Here is a 17,832-nt window from a genome sequence, read left to right as displayed (position 1 = left end):
CTCAGGGCTTGGGCGCGGCGTCGCCGGCGGCCTTGTCAACGGGCTTGTCGGTGGCCGGCTTGATCGGCAGTGGCGGCAGCAGCGGCGCGCCGGTATTGGGCAGGACGGCCTTGGGCGTCGACTGCACCTGCTCCTGCTTGGCGCGGATCGACTCGTAGCGGTCCAGCGTCAGCGCATCGGCGGCCGACTGGGTGCGCAGCACCACCGGGCGCAAGAAGACCAGCAGATTTGTCTTCTTGCGCTCACGCTTGGCGCTCTTGAACAGATTGCCGACCACGGGGATGTCGCCCAGCAGCGGCACGCGGCTCTCGTCGTCGCTGAAGTCGTCCTTCAGCAGGCCGCCCAGCACCATGATCTGGCCGTCGTCGACGCTGACGGTGGTCTCGATCGAGCTCTTGTCGGTGGTCGGGCCGCTGGTGGCGCTGGTCGAGGTGACGGAAGAGTTCTCATGGAACACAGTCATCCGCACTGTGCCGCCCTCGCCGATCTGGCTGCGGATGCGTAGCGTCAGGCCGACGTCCTTGCGGTCAATCGTCTGGAACGGGTTGGCGTTGCTGCCGGTGCCGCCGGTGTTGGTATAGGTGCCGGTCACAAAGGGCACGTTGGAGCCGACGACGATCTTGGCTTCCTCGTTGTCCAAGGCGACCAGATTCGGTGTCGACAGCACATTGCCGCCGGCCTCGGTTTCGAGGAAGTTGGCGATGGCGCCGAGGGTGTAGAAATCGCCAAATTTCTTGATCAGGCCGATGTTCAATCCGCCGGGCGCGGGGTTGGAGGCCAATTGTGCGCCGGCCGCGGCCTTGCCTTGGGCGATGGCGATCGTGTCAGTGATGATGTTGGCACTGCCGCTACCGAAATTGGTGCCAGCGCCGGTGATGGTGCTGTCGCCCTTGCTGCCGAACAGGTTCTGCCATTGCACGCCGAACTGGGCCGACTTCGAGGCGTCGACCTTGACGATCATCGACTCAACGTAGATCTGCGCGCGGCGGCCATCGAGCTGATCGATGACGGCGCGGATCTGGCGGTACAGCGGCTCGGGCGCGGTGATGATCAGCGAGTTGGTCGAAGGGTCGGCCTGCACAAAGCCGCCGGTCGACGGGCTGGGCGAAGCGCTGACCGGCGTTGTTGCCGCCGTGCTTTGCGTGCCACTGCTATTGCCCTGGATACCGCCCTGCTGCGAACCGCTGAGCTGCTGATTGTTCAGGCTGCTACCCAGCGAACTGCTCGGGTTGCTACCGCTGCTGCTGGCACCGCCGCCCGCATTGCCCACGCCACTGAACGCCGAGCGCAGCACCGTGGCCAGCTTCGCCGCATCTGCGTTCTTCAGGTAGACGACGCGGATATTGCCGGTCGCCGCACCGTCCACCGGCACGTCGAGCTTCTCGATCATCGAGCGCACCGAAGCCAGCTTGGCCGGATTGGGCGCGCGCAGGATCAGCGCATTGCTGCGCGGATCGGCCAGCACCGTCAGGCCACCGCCCTGGCCGGGCACGCCGCCGGGCACCGCGGCAGCGCCGTCGCTGAGCTTCTGCACCAGCGCGGCAATGTCCGAGGCCACCGCATGCTTCAGCGGCACGACTTCCAGATCGGTGCTGGACGGCGTGTCCATCGCCGCGATGATGCGGCCCAGTCGGGCCAGGTTGTCGGCGTAGTCAGTGATCACCAGGCTGTTATTGCCCGGGTTGGCATTGATGGTGTTGTTCGGGCTGATCAAGGGGCGCAGCACGGCCACCAGGTTGTTGGCGTTCTCGTGGTTGAGCTTGTAGATCTGCGTCAGCACCTGGTCGCCGTGCTGGGGCGTGCCGCCCACCGACACGGTGCTCGACTGAAGCTTGGCATCGGCCTCGGGCACGACCTTGTACAGGCCGCCCGACTCAACCACCGTGAAGCCCAGGCCACGCAAGGCGGCCAGGTAGTTCAGATAGGCCTCGTGCACCGACACCGGCTGCTCGCTGTAGACGGTGATCACGCCCTTGACGCGCGGATCGATGACGAATTGGCGGTCCAGCATCACGCCGATGGCGCGGCTGACGGCCTCGATATCGGCATTGACGAAATTCAAGGTCACCGGGGTGCGGGCCTTCAGCGCCGGGCCGCGGCCCTTGTTGCTTGGGCGGGCTGTTTCAACGGGAGCGCTAGGGACTTGGGCCATCAGGCTGCCGGCGCTCAAGGCCAGCACCAGCAGGGTCAGGCGGGGGCGGTGGTTCATGCTCATCCGATCGTGATAACGGAGCGCGCGCCCTGGCGGCGTCCGATGATGTTCAGGAGATTGTTCAGTGCGGCTTCGCGGCCCGGCGCGGCCTGGGCCTCGCCGTTGAAGCGGGCGCGTGCGGCGCCACCGGCCGTGCCCTGGCCGCTGAGGATCAGCGCGCCGTCCAGCGTGCTGAGCATCAGCCGGGTCTGGCCGACGTTTTGCGCATCGGCGCTGACACTGAGGCGGTAACTGCCCAAAGGTGCGAGCGTGGAGACCCGCGAGCTCAGGTTGATGAAATCCAGGTCCAGCTGGCCCAGCATGGCCCAGCGGCCCTGCACCCAATCGAGCTTAAACTGGCGCGCACTCAGGCGCACCGAGCCTTCCAGCTGCAAGGTGTTCCAAGGCGTGCCCAGGCCGGACAGCCAGGCGGCGGGCAAGCGTGCCAGCCAGTCACCGGCGGCCGGCAGCTCGATCTCCAGCTTGCCCAGGCCAGGTTTGATTTGCAGCTGCAGCTCGCCGTTGAGGCAGCAGGCCTGGCGTGCACGCAGCAGCAACGAGGTCCCGCGCAGGCCCATGGTCCATTCGACGCGGCCGGGCAGGGCGCTGGCGTCCCGGCTGCCAGCGCCACCGGTCAGCACCAGCACGCCGGAGCCGGCCCAGATGCTGCCGCGGGTATCGGTCAGCAACAGGTGTTCAGCGCTGGCGCTGGCCAAGCCACGGGCCAGCCAGGCGGCCGGTGCGAAGCAGAGCAGGGCCAGCAGGGCGCCAAGCAGCGCACCGGCAACGCTCCAGCGCAGTCCCGGGCTGATGCCGCTGCGTTTGGGGCGGTCTTCCAACACGGTGTCGGTCCAGGGCTTGTGGGCGGCGGCGGCAAGCGAATTCTTCTTCTTGCCGCCCAGACGCGGCCAGCGCGAGCTGCTGCTGATCATGGTGCGGCCACTCCCAGTGCCAAGGTCACGGTGCCGTTGAAGCCTTGCGGTCCGCGTTGCAGCTGGGCTTCTATCGGGCGGGCACGGGCGGCGCTGCGCACCTCGCCAAGCCAGTTTTGCAAGGCCTCGGTACTGACGCCGTTGAAGCTGACGACGGCGCGATCACCGGTGATGCTCAGCCTGGCCTTGCTGCCGAGGAATTCGCTGGAGGACTTCAGCGCCTGCAGCGCCTGGGCGGGAGCCACCGGCGGTGCTTCGCGCAGCTCGCGGGCCTCCAGCGCCAGCGCCTGCATTTGCTGCAGTTCGGTATCCGCGCTGGCCAGCTGCGCCGGGCCCTCGCTGAGCGTGCGCCAGGCCGGCCGCACGCCGATGTTCCAGACCAGCAGCAACGCCAGCGCGGCGCCAGCGGCCTGCAGGCCCAGGCGTTCGCGGGCGCCCAGGCCCTGCCAATGGGTCTTCAACGGTTCCGCCAGAGCTTGCCAGCGGTCGGGTTTGTCAGAGGGGAGACTCATGTGCATTCTCTTGCGATCAGCGGCCGGCGGCGGGCTTGGCGCGGCTCAGCGTCAGCTTGCCCTCACCCTGCTCGAGCTGCCAGCCTTCGCTTTGCAGCAGACTGCGCAGCTGCTGAATCTGATTGTCATTCCAGCCATTGGCGGCCAGACTCAGGCGCCCAGGCTCAAAACTCAGGGCTTCGACCGGGCCGCGATCGGCCGGCCAGGCGGTCGCCGCGGCGCTGAGCAAGGCCTCGAGGTCGTCGTCACCGGCGCGGCCGGCGGCAGCGCGCAACTGCTCAATCTCGCGGCGCATTTGTAGCGGTGCGTCCAGAACGGCGCGGACCTTCGGGAATGTCGCCGTCAGGATCTGGCTCAGCGCATCGCGCTTGGCCTGCAGTTCGCGGCGCTGCTGAAAGGCGGCGATATTCAGCGCCAGCAGTTGCAGCACGATCAAGGCGCCGACACCCCAGCGCACCGGGCGCCAGGGCTTGGCCATCAGGCCGCGCCAGAACAGCCGCAGCGCGCGAATGCCACGGGTGCGCGGTGCCAGCTCGAACTGGCGCAGATTCCAGGGGCTCCGGGCGGCGCGCAGGGCACGCTGTTCAGGGCTTTGTACCTGCACCGCCGTGCCTAGCCAGCGCTCGGCGGCAGCGGCGGCGGCGGGCGTTGCCGTCCAGCGGGAGGCTTGCACCAGGGTGGGCGGGAACAGTTTGCGGGTCAGGCCGCCATCGATGCACAGGCTGGCCGCGCCTTCCGGGTGGCTCCAGCGCAGGCCGATGCCGGCCGGCTCGTCACCATCGCCAACACCGTCAGCATAGAAATGGCCACAGGGCGGTTGTTCCGGCCAGGCCGCCGGGCTCAGCCGGTCGACAAAGACCTGCGCCTGGTCGAGCTGACTCAGTTGATCGAGCACCCAGGCCTTGTGCACGGCGCAGACCCAAGCCTCGTCGCCACCGCTGGCCTCGGGCTCGACGGCGAAGTGCAGGCTTTCCGGATCGTCAAGCAGCGTTTCTTCCAGCATGCCGGCCAGCGCAGCGCGCAGGCGCTGGCGTCCGGCTCGCGGCAGCGTCACCCGGTGCCAGCTGAGGTCAGACTCGGCGGGCACGGCGATGATCTGGTCGGCGCTGGGCAGCTCGCTGGCGGTGGCACGGCCCTGCGCGCTGATGTGCTCACCATCGGTGCTGACGATGTAGTCGTACTCGGGCGCCTCGCTGCGCGCTGGCGCCTCGGCGCCACGGCCGTGGCTGCGCAGACGCGGGCGGGCGGGCAATAACAGAAGCAGTGTCGTGCTCATGAGAACAGGCAAGGGCCACCAGCGCGGCGCGCGGCAGACGGTGTTGGGGCGACGGCGGTCGGTCTCGGCATGGTGGTGGGCATGGCAGGGCGCATTCTCGCCGCGCTAGCGGGGCGGCAATACAAGGTTTACACGCTCCCTGGACAGCACCAGCATCTCCAGATTGCGCCTTTGCACCAGTGAACGCTCTTCCAGCACGCGCTCTTCGAGCCGCAGTCGGCCATCGACGATGAAAAACGATGAGGCCACGGAGGCGCGCTCGGAATTCACCTGCACATTGGGCGCATAGGTCTTGAGGTCGTCGATCTTGCGCAGTGGTTGGTTCGCGCGGGCCTGGACCAGGCGTTCGGCCGAGGCGAGATCCATGCCCTCGAACAGGGCGGCGATGACCTGGCGGGGGGCGGTATTCAGATTGACCGGCGTCGGCTCGGGCAGCAGGATGACCAGCGGCTTGAGCTTGGCGATCGCTTCGGCGCTCAGGCCCAGCCAGGCCAATTGGTCAACGGTGCGCGGCTGCAGTGCCGCGTTGCCACCCTCGGTCGGCGCAAAGGCGGCGCGCAATTTGTTGGCCAGTTGCAGCGCGGCGTCGGGCGACAGACCGGCGCTTTCGCAGAGCCGTTGCAACGTGAGCAACTCGGCCGGCGGCAGTTTCTCGCCACCGAGCAGATTGCGCAGGTTGTAAAAGGCCTGGGCGTCCTGCAGCGTACCGGACAGAAAGGCCTCGGGGCCGTCGTCGGCATTGTCCTTGTCGGCGGCCAGAAAGGTCGACAGCCGCGCCTCGGCCAGCGGCACGGCCCAGACCTCGCCCAGGTGGTCGACCGGCTCGTTGCGATTGGCGCGGGCGTCCTCGCGCAGAATCATCCGCGCCCAGTCCAGCGCGCCGAGCAGGATCCAGCTGGCTTGAGCCCTGGCGCGCTCGGCCGCCTCGATCTGTACCGCCCGGTACTGTCGCCAGACCATGGCCGCGGCCAGGCTGCTGACCAGCGTGACGATGATCATCGCCGTCAGCAGCGCGGCGCCAGCCTGCTTGCGGGCGCAGCTCATGACTGCGGCCCCAGCGCGATCTGGCGCGTCAGCTGGCCCTCCAGGCCGCTGCCGGGCGCGAACTGCAGCACCATGCGCACGCCGGTGGGCAGGCGCTTCTGCGGCGGCGGGTTGGCATTGCCGTTCGGGGCATTGGGGTTGTTGCTGCCCGTGCCGCCGCTGTTCTTGCCGTTGTTGCCGTCGGTAACGGTTTTGTTGTCCTCGTTGCCATTGGGCTTGGGCGGATTTGTGGTGCCGTTGCCACCTTGCGAACCACTCTGCGATTGGGTCTCGTCGTCACCGCTGGACTGTGCGTTGGTCCAGCTGTTGCCGCGGTAGAAATACAGTTGCCAGCCGGTGATGCCATCGAGGGCACGCAGCTGCGCCTTGCTGTCCAGCGCCAGCGCCTGCTGGCTGCGCTCGTAGGCGCTGTTCAATGCGGCGGTGTCCACCGCCGGCGCCGCGGCCCAACGGTAGAGGGCGCCATTGCGCACGGTCCAGGCGACGACCTGCAGGCCTTCCGGCTGGCGCCGGGTCAGCCGCAGCGTGGCGCCATCAAAACTCAGCGCATTGACAACCTTGCTGTCCTGGACCTGCAGCAGATCCTGCTCCCACTGGGCCAGCACCGTCTGCAGCCGCGCTGTCTTTTCCAGATTGGCCTGCGAGATGTCGCGCGAGCGGACGATGGCGTCGATGCCGCGCCAGGCCATCATCGCCATGACACTCATCACGACCAGCGCGACCAGCACTTCAACCAGGGTGAAGCCGCGTGCGCGCATCAGAACTGCCCCACGATGGTGGAGATGGCCAACAAGGACTGGCCGCCGGCATCGGCGATGGCCGCATCGACGCGGCGAAAGTTCGGATTCGGCGTCGGCCGCACCAGCAGCCGGCCGCGGTAGCTGCGGCCGAGTTGCTGGCATTCGAAGTCGGTATCGCCGACGCTGGGGAACTGGCGCGACAGGCGCAGCTCGGCCAGCTGGTTCTCTGCGCACCATTGGGCCTGGCTCATCTGGGCCAGGCGCGCGGCGTTGTCCGTCAGCGTTCCGGCGGCCTTGACGCCTGCCGCCAGCGTGATCGCAACGATGGACAAGGCCACCAGCACCTCGATCAGCGTGAAGCCGGTGCTGTGTGGGAATGAGGCCGCGCGCATCAGCCGCCCTCCTCATCGTGGCTGACTTCGAAGGGGCCTAATCCATCGGTCACGATGGCAATGCGCTGACTGCCCATGTGCAGGGTCACACGTTGCGCACCGACCATCGGCTCCGGGCCCAGACGCAGTTGCTTGGCGCCCGCCATGTCAACGCCGGGCGGCTCGCCCAGCCAGCGATTGGGCAGCTGGACGCGCGGCGGCAGGCCCTGGAAACGGAACTGTGCGCCATCGGCCTCGGCAGGCAGCGGCGCCCAGCTGACCGGCACACCGGCCACGCGCGCCTCGGCACGCGCCGTCTCAAGCAGCGCGGCCAGGCGTTCCGCCTCGCGTTCAAGCTGGGCCGCGGCCGGGTCGCGCAGCGACAGGCTGATGGTGGCGGTGGCGATGGCGATCAGCGCCACCACGACCAGCAACTCGATCAGCGTGAAGCCGCGCTGCGCCAGCGGGCGCCGCAGCGGCTTATTGCCAGGAGCCAATGTCAGCGTCGTTGCCTTCGCCGCCGGCGCGGCCATCGGCGCCCAGGCTGTAGACATCGATCTCGCCCTTCACGCCGGGATTGGCGTACTGATAGGGATGACCCCAGGGGTCATTGGGCAGCTTGTCCAGATAGGGGCGCCAGTTGCTTGGCACGGTGCCATTGGTCGGTTTGCGAACCAGGGCTTCCAGTCCCTGCTCGGCGCTGGGGTAGCGCTGGTTGTCGAGCTTGTACAGCTTCAGGGCCTGCATCAGCGCATTGACGTCGGTGCGGGCGGCGGTGACGCGGGCGTCGTTGGCACGCTCAAGCAGATTCGGCACGATCAGCGCGCCCAGCACGCCGATGATGACCAGCACCACCAGCAGCTCGATGAGGGTAAAGCCGGCACCGCGGTGGGCACGGCGCGTCTTGAGTAGAGTCATAGGACGGACCAGTTGATGAACTTGCTCTTGTCGCGCGTCGGCAAAACTGGGCCGCGGCGGGCAGCACTGCAAGCTTGAATCATAATCGTCTCATGCTTGCCCGAATCATGGCTTTTGTTGTCTGGGGTCTGCTGGCGTTTGCCGGCGGATATTGGCTGCTCAAATTGGCGGCCACGCCGCTGGCATCGCCGGCGTCCACGCTGCCCGCCAGCGACCGTGCGGCCACGCGCGGCGACCTGAGTCGGCTGTTCGGCGCTGCGCCTGTCGGCGTGCCCGAAGCGGCCGCCACGCCGGCCGAGAGCCGCTTCCGCCTGGTCGGCCTGGTGGCGCCGAAGATGGGCGGACGTGGGCATGAGGACGAGGGCGTGGCCCTGATCGCGATCGATGGTGGTGCGCCGCGAACGGTTCGGGTCGGCGCACTGGTCGATGCCGATGTGCGTCTCTTGGCCTTGCGTGCCGACACCGCCATGCTGGGTGGCGACAACCAGGCGCAGTTCGAGCTGAAGCTGGCGCCTGCAGCCGCTCCTGCGACGGGCAGTCTGCCGATCGCTGCGCCCGCGCCGGGCATACAGCCGGGCCAAGGTTTCGCGCCGATGGCGGTGGTGAATCCGCAAGCACCGATGCCCGGACAGGTCGCGCCCACCAATCTGCCGCCCATGGGCGGCGCTAACGGCGTTCCTCAGCGGCAGTAGTCGCCTGAGCAGGCCGCGGGACAAGGCGCGGCGGGTTCCGCGAGCACGCTTCGCTCAGAGTCCTTGGTCGCGGCTCACCAGGCCGACCTGGCTGGCAGTCGCTCCGTTGGCGGTATCGACCAGCAAGCCCGGTCCGCTATGAAGGCGGCCCGGCCGTGAGTTGGGCAGTGGTGGCTGGGCGGCAGCTGTTGCGGTGGCAGCTTCGGCATCAGCGCTGTCCTGGACTTCGGTCAGCATGGCGCCGGCGGTTCGGATCAGCGGCCAGGCCAGGGTGGCACCGGTGCCGTCGGCACTGTCCATGCCGAGTTCCAGCAGCGCGGCGGCATGGAAGAGTGTCAAGGCTTCGTCCAGCCCCCGGTGGGTATGGCTGCGGCAGAACACCGCGTAGTCGGTGACTGGCGCTGCAATCATCGCCGCGACCTTCAGTGCCGCACAGGCACTCAAGCCATCCACAATGATCAGATTGCGTTTGCTGGCCGCGACCAGCATGGCGCCCACCATCACTGAAATCTCATGGCCGCCCAAGGCAGCGAGCACTTCCATCGGGTCGTTGGCATCCTGATGCCGTGTCAGCGCGGCACCCAGCACAGCCAGCAGATGTTCGAGCGCATCCTGGCGCATATCGCCACCGGAAATGATGAAGTCCTGCACCGGCCGATCTGAAAGCTTGGACAGCACCAGCGCCGCACTCTCATGCGAGCCATGGCCCAAGCCGGCGCAGGCCAGCACATTGCCCGTCATGCTGTCGGCGATTTCCATGCCCACGCGCACGCCGGCATGGGCCTGCTCCAGCGTCATCGCCGGGGCCTTGCGGGCATTGCGCGTGCCATGGGCAATCTTGCGCGCCAGCAGCTTGGGGTGGGGATCCAGCGGTTCGGCGATGCCGCAGTCGACCAGAGTCAGCTGCAATCCCTGTTGACGCGCGAACACGGCCACCGGCAGTCGGTTCTGCAGCGCGAGCAGCGCATGGTCGCGTGTGCTGCGGCCCCAGAGCAGGGGCACGCGGTCGGTCGCCAGTCCGTGGTCGGCGGCGAACAGCAGCAGGGCGGGGTCGCGGAAACGCGGTGTCAGCGTGTTCTGGATCAGGCCCAGGCGTGCCGCCAGGCTCTCCAGCTCACCCAAGCCGCCGGCCAATGCCGCCCGGCGCTGCACGCGCTCGCGCAGGGCCCGGCCGAGTTCAGCATTGGCGGTAGGCGAGATCAGCGACTGGTGGATGGACATTGCGTGGCATCAGGCCAGGGAAAACGGGCAAGCCGACATTGTCGTCCGAAGCGCCGGGCTTCGGGCTAGTTCTTTCCCTCTGCCGCGCAGCCCGGCGCCTGCCTTCAGCGCAGGAACATCCGGTAGGCCGGGTTGTCGGTCTCTTCGACGCAGGGGTAGTTCAGCGAATCCAGGAAACGCTTGAAGGCGGCGTTGTCCTTGCGCGGCACCTGCAGGCCGACCAGGATGCGGCCGTAGTCGGCGCCCTGATTGCGGTAGTGGAACAGGCTGATGTTCCACTCAGGGTTCATGCTGGAGAGAAAGCGCATCAGCGCGCCGGGCCGCTCGGGGAAGATGAAGCGGAACAGCCGCTCATCGCGCGCCAGCTCGGAGCGGCCACCCACCATATGCCGCACATGCTGCTTGGCCAACTCGTCGTCGGTCAGATCCACGGCCGGGAAGCCATGCTTGGCAAACTGCCGGGCGAGCTTTTGCGCATCCTCGCGCTTGGGCGTGCCAACGCCGACGAAGACATGGGCCTGGGCCGAATCGGAGATCCGGTAGTTGAACTCGGTGACACTGCGCGGCCCGATCAGCTCGCAGAAGCGCTTGAAACTGCCTCTCTCCTCGGGGATGGTGACGCCAAACACGGCTTCGCGCTGTTCGCCGACCTCGGCCCGCTCGGCGACAAAGCGCAGCCGGTCGAAGTTCATATTGGCGCCGCAGGTGATGGCGGCAAAGGTCTGGCCCTTGCAGCCCTTCTCGGCCACATATTGCTTGACCGCAGCAACGCCCAGCGCACCAGCCGGCTCAAGAATGCTGCGGGTGTCTTCAAAAACATCCTTGATGGCGGCGCAGACAGCGTCGGTGTCGACCACCACATAGTCGTCGACCAGCGCCCGGGCGATGCGGAAGGTTTCCTCGCCGACCAGTTTGACCGCCGTGCCGTCCGAGAACAGGCCGACGTCATTCAAGGTGACCCGCTTGCCGGCCTTGACCGAGCGCACCATGGCATCCGAGTCGCGCGTCTGCACGCCGATCACCTTGATCTCTGGCCGCACCGCCTTGATGTAGGCGGCCACGCCCGAGATCAGCCCGCCGCCGCCGATGGCGACGAAGATCGCGTCCAGCGGCCCTTGATGCTGGCGCAGGATTTCCATCGCAATGGTGCCCTGGCCGGCAATCACGTCGGGATCGTCGAAGGGGTGAACGAAGGTCAGGCCCTGCTCGCGCTCAAGTTCGATGGCACGGCCGTAAGCGTCTGAATAGCTGTCGCCATGCAACACGACTTCGCCACCCAGGCCTTGTACGGCGCTGACCTTGACGCTGGGCGTCGTCACCGGCATCACGATGACCGCCCGGCAGCCCAGCCGCTTGGCTGACATCGCCACGCCCTGCGCATGGTTTCCGGCCGAAGCGCAGATAACGCCGCGCGCCAGTTGCTCGGCGCTCAGATGCGCCATCTTGTTGTAGGCGCCGCGCAGCTTGAAGCTGAAGACCGGCTGCTGATCCTCACGCTTGAGCAGGATCTTGTTGCCCAGGCGCTTGCTCAGATTGCGCGCGGAATCGAGCGAGGTCTCGATCGCAATGTCATATACCTTGGCGTTCAGAATGCGCTGCAGATAGCTGTTGTCGCTGGGAATCAACGCCGTTTGGCTGCTGACAGGGGCGGACTTGCGGCGCGATCGAACGGAACCAGGCATCAGGACGTCTCCGGGCTGTGGGGTTGCTGCGCTGCATCATATGCCAGCGCTTCAGGGCGGCTTCGGGCGTCTGAGGCCAAGCCCGGGACGAAAAAAAGCCCAGGGCCTTGCGATCCTGGGCTGAATCCACCGGGGACGGTGGAGGAGACAATTGGTGCGCTGGAACAATGCTTCAGCGCGTAGGCCCATTGTACCGGGCCGCCATGCTGCGCTGCAATATTGGTATTGTTCTGGTTTTGGTGGCGCGACTCTAGGATGTGAACGAGTGCGCAGCCAACAGGTCGAGTTGCCTTGAGCCGAATCCAGGCTTAATGAGCGACGAATCAAACACGGGCAGAAGCGAAAAGGCGGCAGCGATGGAATGCACGATCAATTGGATGGGCCAGCAAGGCATGAGTTTCATCGCCGAAACCGGTAGCGGGCACATGCTGAATATGGACGGCGCCCCGGACGGCGGAGGGCGCAACTTGGCGCCGCGGCCGATGGAAACGGTGCTGGCCGGTACCGGCGGCTGCACCGCCTATGACGTGGTGCTGATCCTGAAGCGCGGCCGCCACGATGTGCAGGGCTGCCAGGTCAAACTGCAGGCCGAGCGTGCGGATACCGACCCCAAGGTGTTCACCAAGATCCATATGCACTTCGTCGTCAGCGGTCGGGGCTTGAGTCAGGCGGTGGTCGAGCGGGCGGTGGCGCTGTCGCACGAGAAATACTGCTCGGCCAGCATCATGCTGGGCAAGACGGCGGAGATGACGACCTCGGTTGAACTGATCGAGTTGTGAGCTCGGGGGCCCAGTTGGCGCCAATTTGCGCCAATTTGCGCCCTTTGCCACCGGTGGGTGCCTCAGACGTAGTGAGCCACGCTAGTCATGACCCGCGCAGCGGCTCGCATCAGCTGTGGCACAGGCGCTGGCAAGGCTGCAGCGCCGGACTGTTCGGCCTCGGCGGCGTGCTCGGCTTCCTCGAGTCTCATCTGGTTGACGATGGCGCGGGAGGATAGGTCCGCAGCGGGCAGGCGGTCCAGGTGGCTGGCCAGGTGTGCCTCGACCTGGCGTTCGGTTTCAACCACAAAACCCAGGCTCCAGCGGTCGCCGGCCAAGCCAGCCAAGGCACCAATCGCAAAGGCGCCGCCGTACCACAGCGGTGCGAGGTGGCTGGCGTGGCTGCCAAGTTCATCCAGGCGTTGCTGGGTCCAGGCCAGATGGTCGAGCTCATCCTTGGCAGCTTGCTCAAAGTGGGCCTGAAGCGCTGGCTGGCGACTGAACAGCGCCTGCGATTGGTAGAGCGCCTGGGCGCAGATCTCGCCCACGTGGTTGACACGCATCAGCGCAGCCGAAAGCTGCTTTTCCTGCTTGCCCAGCTCCGCCGCCATGCCGGTGGCCGGGTTCGCTCGACTGGCTTTGGGTCGAGCGAAGACGGTGCGCAGCCCGGCATCGAGCACGCCGATCAATCGATCCATCGGGCTGTGTGCATGGGTGGGGTGCATGGCAATCGGCTGATGTTGGAGGAACGGCAGAAACCGGGCAACGGTGGCAGGTTTGCGATTGTCGCAGTTCGATGCAGTGGCCTTGAGTTGTGCCAATTTGGGTCAATTAACGCGCACCGCTGGGATTCCTGAAGAATTGGGCACAGATAGTCGGTGGTCGCAGGAGAATATGACAATTTTGTGAGCCTCCTAGCACGTTGTCCCTCGACAACGAAGGCCCTTGTTTCACAAATGTGTTCTGGTTTTCCCGTGGAAGCTCTGGTGCAATACGGCCAGCTTCCTGAATGGGGCTGGGCACTTGCCCCCCGCGCGCCGTGAACTGCGGCCATAACCTAGATAAAACCTGGAGTTTCTGATGAAGAAATCGTTCGTTGCCCTGGCCGTGCTGAGTTCGCTGGCTGGCGTTGCCGCTGCTCAATCGTCCGTCACCCTGTTCGGCGTGGTCGACGTCAACTTCCGCCAAGTCAAGGGCGCTGCGGGCACCATCAATCGTGTCGGTTCGGACGGCAACACTGCCAGCCGTCTGGGCGTGCGCGGTGTCGAAGACCTGGGTGATGGCCTGAAGGCCAGTTTCTGGCTGGAAAGCCCGTTGGCTGCCGATACTGGCACGGTCGATGGTGCCTTCTGGGGTCGTCGCGCCACCGTCAGCCTGGCCGGCGAATTCGGCGAAATCCGCTTGGGTCGCCACAAGACTTCGCACCGTCTGGTGATCGATGACTTCGACCCGTTCTCGACCACCGGTCTTGGCGATGTGGCTAAGGTTTATTCTGGCCTGGGCGCTGTCTCGGTGATCAACCGCTCGGACAACCAAGTGGCGTATGTGCTGCCTGGCAATCTGGGTGGTGTCTACGGTTCTGCTGACGTCGCGCTGGGTGAGGCTGTTGATGGCACCAAGACGATGGCTGGCCGCCTGGGTTACAAGGACGGCGCTCTGCACGTGGCCGGCTCCTATGGCCAGACCGATGCCAAGAACGACAAGTACAAGCTGTGGACCATCGCTGGCTCCTACGACTTTGGCGTCGTTCGCGCCTCGCTGGCCCTGAGCGAAACCAAGTTCGGCGCCAACAAGCAGTCCATCGTGCAAATCGGTGCTGTGGCCCCAGTCGGCCCAGGTTCGCTGCTGGTCTCGTACGCCAATGCCAACGCCAATACCGATGCCGAAAAGCTGAAGGGTGTCGGCGATGCCAAGTTGTTCGCAATCGGCTACAACTATCCGTTGTCCAAGCGCACGTCGCTGTACTCGACCTTCTCGCAGATCAAGAACAGCGGCACCGCTGCCTTCACGGTCGGTGGCGACAAGAACACCGCTGCAGCTGGCGGCACCTCGCGTGGCTTCGACGTGGGCATCAAGCACAGCTTCTGATGCTAATGAGACAGGCGACGCATGCAGATGCGTCGTTAGCTCATCAGCCGCCGAAAGGCGGCTTTTTTTCGTCTGAAGAATTCAAATGTCGCTTCAGAGACAGGGTTTATTGCCGTTGGATTGCTGCAACAGGATGTTGGCGCGCTAAGCGCCCAACTTCACAATGGACTGCGATCCCATGCGATGTTTTTAATTCCAGCAGGAGACATAGATGAAAAAGAGTTGCCTTGTTCTCAGCGTTTTGGCGGCCAGCAGTTTGTCCGCGATGGCGCAGTCTTCCGTGCAGATGTACGGCATTGTTGATGGTGGTGTGCGCTACACCACCAACAACGGTGCAGACAAGTCATCGCGACTCGTCCAAGTTGTTGGCGGTGGCATGTCGCAGAGTCGCCTTGGCATCAATGTCAACGAGGATCTCGGCGGTGGCATGCGCACCCTGGTCAATCTGGAGACCCGGATCAATTCTGACACCGGTGCCGCGGCCGGCAATCCGGACTTCTGGCGGCAGGCCTGGGTAGGCTTGCAGTCGACTGATTTCGGTCGCATCACGATCGGCCGCCAGTACAACATTCTGTTTGACGCCTACACGTCGACCTTCGCTTCGTTCAAGTACTCGACCTATATCGATGCATTCAAGCCCGAGTTGGGCATGTCCTTGGGCTCTCGCCAAGACAATATGGTGAAGTACATGGCTGAATGGGAAGGGCTGCGCCTGGAGTTGCAGGTGAGCGCAGGCGAGGGCGTGACCGCTGCGACCACCAATGGCAAGACTGTCGGCGGCCTGCTGCGCTACGCGACCGGTCCATTGGCCGTGGTTGGCGCTATCCAGAAGCTGGACGATGCCGCTGGCAAGTCGGTGACGGCATCGTTGCTCGGCGTCGGTTATACCGATGGCCCGCTGTACCTGAATGCGGGCTGGGCCAAGAACTCGATTGACACTGGTTTCAACAGCACCTTGAATGCCGGCCTGCTGGCGGGCATCTCGCCGCTGGCGGCACCGAGCAATCCTGCAGCAGCGGGTGGCCCGGCTGCAGTGCTGGCCAAGGATCGCACCATGTATTCCTTTGGCGGCACCTATCAGCTGACGACAGAGTGGAATCTGGGCGCCCAGTACTGGCATGCGAAGCAGGCTGGCCTGCTGTCGACGATGGATGGCAGTGCCGATCTGTTCGCCTTCGTCGCGGACTACGCCTTTTCCAAGCGTACCGATGCGTATGCTGAGTTCGATCACTCGAAGATCAAGGGCAATCTCGCTTTCTCCAACGGCGCGTCGTCACGCAGCGGGTTTATGGTCGGCCTGCGTCACCGCTTCTAAACGGACGCCATTGCCAACCTGAACAGTTCAGCCGCACAGGCCCCGCGAGGGGCCTGTTGCTTTTTTTGGCTTGTTTGCCAACAAGTACAGATGCGTTTTGCTCGCAGCATCTAAGCTGTCGGCATTGTGTTTGAGTTGCGACCGATTCACTTCTTTGCCCTGCTTGCCGTCTTCGGTGTGCTGCAGGCCTGCTCCGTTGCGCCGACGCGGCATGAAACCAGTCCAAGTGCGGCGCTGAATGGCGTTTTGCAAGATTGGTCGCCGCGGGAGTTGCCTGGCAAGGCGCCGACGCGCTATTCATTGAGCGAGCGTGCCGGGCGGCCCTGTGTGTTGGCACAGGCCGACGCGTCTGCGAGCCTGCTACGGCGGCCGATGCATGTACAGCGGGAGCGCCTCAGTGCCGTCGAATTCCACTGGTGGATTGAGCGCTTCGAGGCCGGTAGTCATCGACCCACCGAAGGTGCTGATGATGCAGCCGCGCGATTGGTGCTGGCCTTCGACGGCGACGACTCGTCCTTGTCACTGCGCAACCGGATGATGTTTGAATTGGCTCGAGCAGTCACGGGTGAGGCGCCGCCCTATGCAACGCTGATGTATGTGTGGGACATGAGAGCTGCGCCGGGCACACTGATTATCAATGCCCACACTGATCGCGTCCGGCAGATCGTGATGGGCTCCGGTCGGCCGGATAAGCCTGGATGGCAGCATTTTCGTCGCGATGTAGCGGCGGACTTCCGCCTTGCTTTTGGTGAAGCCCCCGGCACCCTGATCGGCATGGCATTGATGACCGATGCTGACAACATCCGTGGCAGGGCACAGGCCTGTTATGGCGATGTGCTATTTCTAGACGCAGCGGCGGAGGCCCAAAGCCTCGCGGGTAGCCTGCGCTTTTGAGTCTCCCCGCAACGGCGCGCTAGGCGCCCGGCTGCGACAGGCGTTACGGGCTTTCCCCTTTGCCGCAGCTTCATCGATCGGTGATGATCCGCGGGCCGTTGCGCAACGTTTGCGCGCTCGTTATTGACGTGGCGTACATCGCCCAGCGGCTGGGATGGCATTTGCCAATGATTTTGGCCCGAGGACTCGGGTGTCAGGGTAGTCAAAGGACTCATGCTAGTTTTTGTCGTCAGGCGTCTGCTCCAGGCACTGTTGGTCATGTGCAGCGTGGCCTTCATCTCCTTCATGCTGTTTCAGTACGTCGGAGATCCGGTCGTCAATCTGCTGGGGCAGGATGCGACGCCCGAGCAGCGCGCAGCGCTGCGCCACGACCTGGGATTGGACGCGTCGGTGGCGACGCAGTTTCTTCGCTTCGCTGGCAATGCACTGCAGGGCGAATTCGGCCTCAGTCTGAAGCAGGGACGCAAGGTTTCGGCGCTGATTGCAGAGCGATTTCCAGCGACGATGGAATTGTCAGTGGCGGCGGCCGTGCTGGCCTTGAGTCTCGGCCTGAGTCTGGGCGTTTACACCGCGCTGCGCCGTGGCAAGTGGCTGGCGCAAGCGCTGATGGCGCTGTCGTTGCTGGGCGTGTCGCTGCCACCTTTTCTGATCGGTATTCTTTCCATCATGCTGTTTGCGGTGACGCTGCACTGGCTGCCCAGCTATGGCCGTGGTGATGTGACGCAGTTGGGCGCCTGGACGACCGGGCTGCTGAGCGTCGATGGCCTGCGCCACCTGATCCTGCCGGCGTTCACGCTGTCGGTTTTCCAGCTGACGCTGATCATGCGTCTGGTGCGATCGGAGATGCTGGAGGTGCTGCGCAGCGACTACATCAAGTTCGCCCGCGCCCGTGGCTTGAGCAATCGCAGTGTTTACTTCGGCCATGCGCTGCGCAATACGCTGGTGCCGGTGATCACCATCGCCGGTCTGCAACTCGGCTCGCTGATCGCCTTTGCCATCATCACCGAGACGGTTTTCCAGTGGCCAGGCATGGGTCTGCTATTCATTCAGGCCGTGCAGTTCGCCGACATCCCGGTGATGGCCGCCTATCTCTGCTTGATCTCGCTCATCTTCGTCACCATCAATCTGCTGGTCGATCTGCTGTACTTTGCCGTTGATCCTCGTTTGCGCATCGATGGTCGGGCCGGGGGGCACTGAG

18 protein-coding genes are annotated in these 17,832 nt (G+C 65.1%); 6 read left to right on the top strand and 12 right to left on the bottom strand.

Annotated elements, in window-relative coordinates; all coding sequences use genetic code 11:
- Position 1: 1 nt before the first annotated feature.
- The 9 genes from gspD to gspG form a co-directional block, all read right to left on the bottom strand.
- Positions 2–2,209, bottom strand: coding sequence for a type II secretion system secretin GspD (gspD, locus tag RQP53_RS23035; protein WP_315653067.1), 2,208 nt, complete (start codon positions 2,207–2,209; stop codon positions 2–4).
- Between the two features lie 2 nt (positions 2,210–2,211).
- Positions 2,212–3,123, bottom strand: a complete 912-nt coding sequence (gspN, locus tag RQP53_RS23030) for a type II secretion system protein N (protein WP_315653066.1) — start codon at positions 3,121–3,123, stop codon at positions 2,212–2,214.
- A complete protein-coding gene (locus tag RQP53_RS23025; RefSeq protein ID WP_315653065.1) occupies positions 3,120–3,635 on the bottom strand; it encodes a type II secretion system protein M in 516 nt (171 codons plus the stop codon). Before RQP53_RS23025 ends, gspN begins: the two co-directional genes overlap by 4 nt.
- 16 nt (positions 3,636–3,651) lie before the next feature.
- On the bottom strand, positions 3,652–4,911 hold the full coding sequence (gene gspL, locus RQP53_RS23020) for a type II secretion system protein GspL (RefSeq protein ID WP_315653063.1): 1,260 nt from the start codon (positions 4,909–4,911) through the stop codon (positions 3,652–3,654).
- A gap of 105 nt (positions 4,912–5,016) precedes the next feature.
- Positions 5,017–5,955 (bottom strand): type II secretion system minor pseudopilin GspK, encoded by a 939-nt coding sequence (gene gspK / locus RQP53_RS23015; protein ID WP_315653062.1) that lies wholly within the window; start codon positions 5,953–5,955, stop codon positions 5,017–5,019.
- Complete coding sequence (locus RQP53_RS23010) at positions 5,952–6,713, bottom strand: PulJ/GspJ family protein (RefSeq protein WP_315653061.1); 762 nt, start codon at positions 6,711–6,713, stop codon at positions 5,952–5,954. The genes gspK and RQP53_RS23010 overlap by 4 nt, the downstream gene beginning before the upstream one ends.
- On the bottom strand, positions 6,713–7,087 hold the full coding sequence (gene gspI, locus RQP53_RS23005) for a type II secretion system minor pseudopilin GspI (protein ID WP_315653060.1): 375 nt from the start codon (positions 7,085–7,087) through the stop codon (positions 6,713–6,715). The genes RQP53_RS23010 and gspI overlap by 1 nt, the downstream gene beginning before the upstream one ends.
- The gene (locus RQP53_RS23000; RefSeq protein WP_315653059.1) at positions 7,087–7,620 is read right to left on the bottom strand and encodes a prepilin-type N-terminal cleavage/methylation domain-containing protein; all 534 of its coding nucleotides are present in this window, start codon (positions 7,618–7,620) and stop codon (positions 7,087–7,089) included. The genes gspI and RQP53_RS23000 overlap by 1 nt, the downstream gene beginning before the upstream one ends.
- Positions 7,547–7,984: a type II secretion system major pseudopilin GspG gene (gene gspG / locus RQP53_RS22995; protein WP_315653058.1), complete on the bottom strand. Its 438-nt coding sequence runs from the start codon at positions 7,982–7,984 to the stop codon at positions 7,547–7,549. The genes RQP53_RS23000 and gspG overlap by 74 nt, the downstream gene beginning before the upstream one ends.
- Before the next feature lie 92 nt (positions 7,985–8,076).
- On the opposite strand from gspG, the gene RQP53_RS22990 reads away from it, so the two are divergent.
- Positions 8,077–8,676, top strand: a complete 600-nt coding sequence (locus RQP53_RS22990) for a hypothetical protein (protein WP_315653057.1) — start codon at positions 8,077–8,079, stop codon at positions 8,674–8,676.
- 54 nt (positions 8,677–8,730) lie between these two features.
- Here RQP53_RS22990 and RQP53_RS22985 read toward each other — a convergent pair whose 3' ends face one another.
- The gene (locus tag RQP53_RS22985) at positions 8,731–9,897 is read right to left on the bottom strand and encodes a nicotinate-nucleotide--dimethylbenzimidazole phosphoribosyltransferase (RefSeq protein WP_315653056.1); all 1,167 of its coding nucleotides are present in this window, start codon (positions 9,895–9,897) and stop codon (positions 8,731–8,733) included.
- A gap of 104 nt (positions 9,898–10,001) precedes the next feature.
- A complete protein-coding gene (gene ilvA, locus RQP53_RS22980; RefSeq protein ID WP_315653055.1) occupies positions 10,002–11,579 on the bottom strand; it encodes a threonine ammonia-lyase, biosynthetic in 1,578 nt (525 codons plus the stop codon).
- 356 nt (positions 11,580–11,935) lie between these two features.
- Between ilvA and RQP53_RS22975 the strand changes: the two genes are divergently transcribed.
- Positions 11,936–12,358, top strand: a complete 423-nt coding sequence (locus RQP53_RS22975) for an OsmC family protein (protein ID WP_315653054.1) — start codon at positions 11,936–11,938, stop codon at positions 12,356–12,358.
- 62 nt (positions 12,359–12,420) lie between these two features.
- On the opposite strand, the gene coq7 is transcribed toward RQP53_RS22975, so the two are convergent.
- Entirely contained in the window at positions 12,421–13,062 is a 642-nt protein-coding gene (gene coq7, locus RQP53_RS22970; protein ID WP_315653053.1) for a 2-polyprenyl-3-methyl-6-methoxy-1,4-benzoquinone monooxygenase, read from the bottom strand.
- Positions 13,063–13,417: 355 nt separating this feature from the next.
- Here coq7 and RQP53_RS22965 point away from each other — a divergent pair, with 355 nt between their 5' ends.
- From RQP53_RS22965 to RQP53_RS22950, 4 genes are all read left to right on the top strand, one after another.
- Positions 13,418–14,425 carry a porin gene (locus tag RQP53_RS22965; protein WP_315653052.1) on the top strand — a complete coding sequence of 336 codons (1,008 nt, stop codon included), beginning with the start codon at positions 13,418–13,420 and terminating at the stop codon, positions 14,423–14,425.
- A 211-nt stretch (positions 14,426–14,636) separates the two neighbouring features.
- Positions 14,637–15,740 (top strand): porin, encoded by a 1,104-nt coding sequence (locus tag RQP53_RS22960; RefSeq protein ID WP_315653051.1) that lies wholly within the window; start codon positions 14,637–14,639, stop codon positions 15,738–15,740.
- A 126-nt stretch (positions 15,741–15,866) separates the two neighbouring features.
- Complete coding sequence (locus RQP53_RS22955) at positions 15,867–16,634, top strand: DUF3047 domain-containing protein (RefSeq protein ID WP_315653050.1); 768 nt, start codon at positions 15,867–15,869, stop codon at positions 16,632–16,634.
- A 213-nt stretch (positions 16,635–16,847) separates the two neighbouring features.
- Positions 16,848–17,831: an ABC transporter permease gene (locus tag RQP53_RS22950; RefSeq protein WP_315653049.1), complete on the top strand. Its 984-nt coding sequence runs from the start codon at positions 16,848–16,850 to the stop codon at positions 17,829–17,831.
- Position 17,832: the final 1 nt, after the last annotated feature.

This window comes from Roseateles aquae, from assembly GCF_032337115.1.
Classification (GTDB): Bacteria; Pseudomonadota; Gammaproteobacteria; order Burkholderiales; family Burkholderiaceae_C; genus Roseateles_C; species Roseateles_C aquae.
The sequence above is the reverse complement of the archived record's forward strand: the minus strand, read 5'-3'. Positions and strand labels throughout refer to the sequence as shown.

Coding starts and splice junctions, on each gene's coding strand:
- gspD (WP_315653067.1), bottom strand. CDS start 2,209: ATGAACCACCGCCCCCGCCTGACCCTGCTGGTGCTGGCCTTGAGCGCC.
- gspN (WP_315653066.1), bottom strand. CDS start 3,123: ATGATCAGCAGCAGCTCGCGCTGGCCGCGTCTGGGCGGCAAGAAGAAG.
- RQP53_RS23025 (WP_315653065.1), bottom strand. CDS start 3,635: ATGAGTCTCCCCTCTGACAAACCCGACCGCTGGCAAGCTCTGGCGGAA.
- gspL (WP_315653063.1), bottom strand. CDS start 4,911: ATGAGCACGACACTGCTTCTGTTATTGCCCGCCCGCCCGCGTCTGCGC.
- gspK (WP_315653062.1), bottom strand. CDS start 5,955: ATGAGCTGCGCCCGCAAGCAGGCTGGCGCCGCGCTGCTGACGGCGATG.
- RQP53_RS23010 (WP_315653061.1), bottom strand. CDS start 6,713: ATGCGCGCACGCGGCTTCACCCTGGTTGAAGTGCTGGTCGCGCTGGTC.
- gspI (WP_315653060.1), bottom strand. CDS start 7,087: ATGCGCGCGGCCTCATTCCCACACAGCACCGGCTTCACGCTGATCGAG.
- RQP53_RS23000 (WP_315653059.1), bottom strand. CDS start 7,620: ATGTCTACAGCCTGGGCGCCGATGGCCGCGCCGGCGGCGAAGGCAACG.
- gspG (WP_315653058.1), bottom strand. CDS start 7,984: ATGACTCTACTCAAGACGCGCCGTGCCCACCGCGGTGCCGGCTTTACC.
- RQP53_RS22990 (WP_315653057.1), top strand. CDS start 8,077: ATGCTTGCCCGAATCATGGCTTTTGTTGTCTGGGGTCTGCTGGCGTTT.
- RQP53_RS22985 (WP_315653056.1), bottom strand. CDS start 9,897: ATGTCCATCCACCAGTCGCTGATCTCGCCTACCGCCAATGCTGAACTC.
- ilvA (WP_315653055.1), bottom strand. CDS start 11,579: ATGCCTGGTTCCGTTCGATCGCGCCGCAAGTCCGCCCCTGTCAGCAGC.
- RQP53_RS22975 (WP_315653054.1), top strand. CDS start 11,936: ATGGAATGCACGATCAATTGGATGGGCCAGCAAGGCATGAGTTTCATC.
- coq7 (WP_315653053.1), bottom strand. CDS start 13,062: ATGCACCCCACCCATGCACACAGCCCGATGGATCGATTGATCGGCGTG.
- RQP53_RS22965 (WP_315653052.1), top strand. CDS start 13,418: ATGAAGAAATCGTTCGTTGCCCTGGCCGTGCTGAGTTCGCTGGCTGGC.
- RQP53_RS22960 (WP_315653051.1), top strand. CDS start 14,637: ATGAAAAAGAGTTGCCTTGTTCTCAGCGTTTTGGCGGCCAGCAGTTTG.
- RQP53_RS22950 (WP_315653049.1), top strand. CDS start 16,848: ATGCTAGTTTTTGTCGTCAGGCGTCTGCTCCAGGCACTGTTGGTCATG.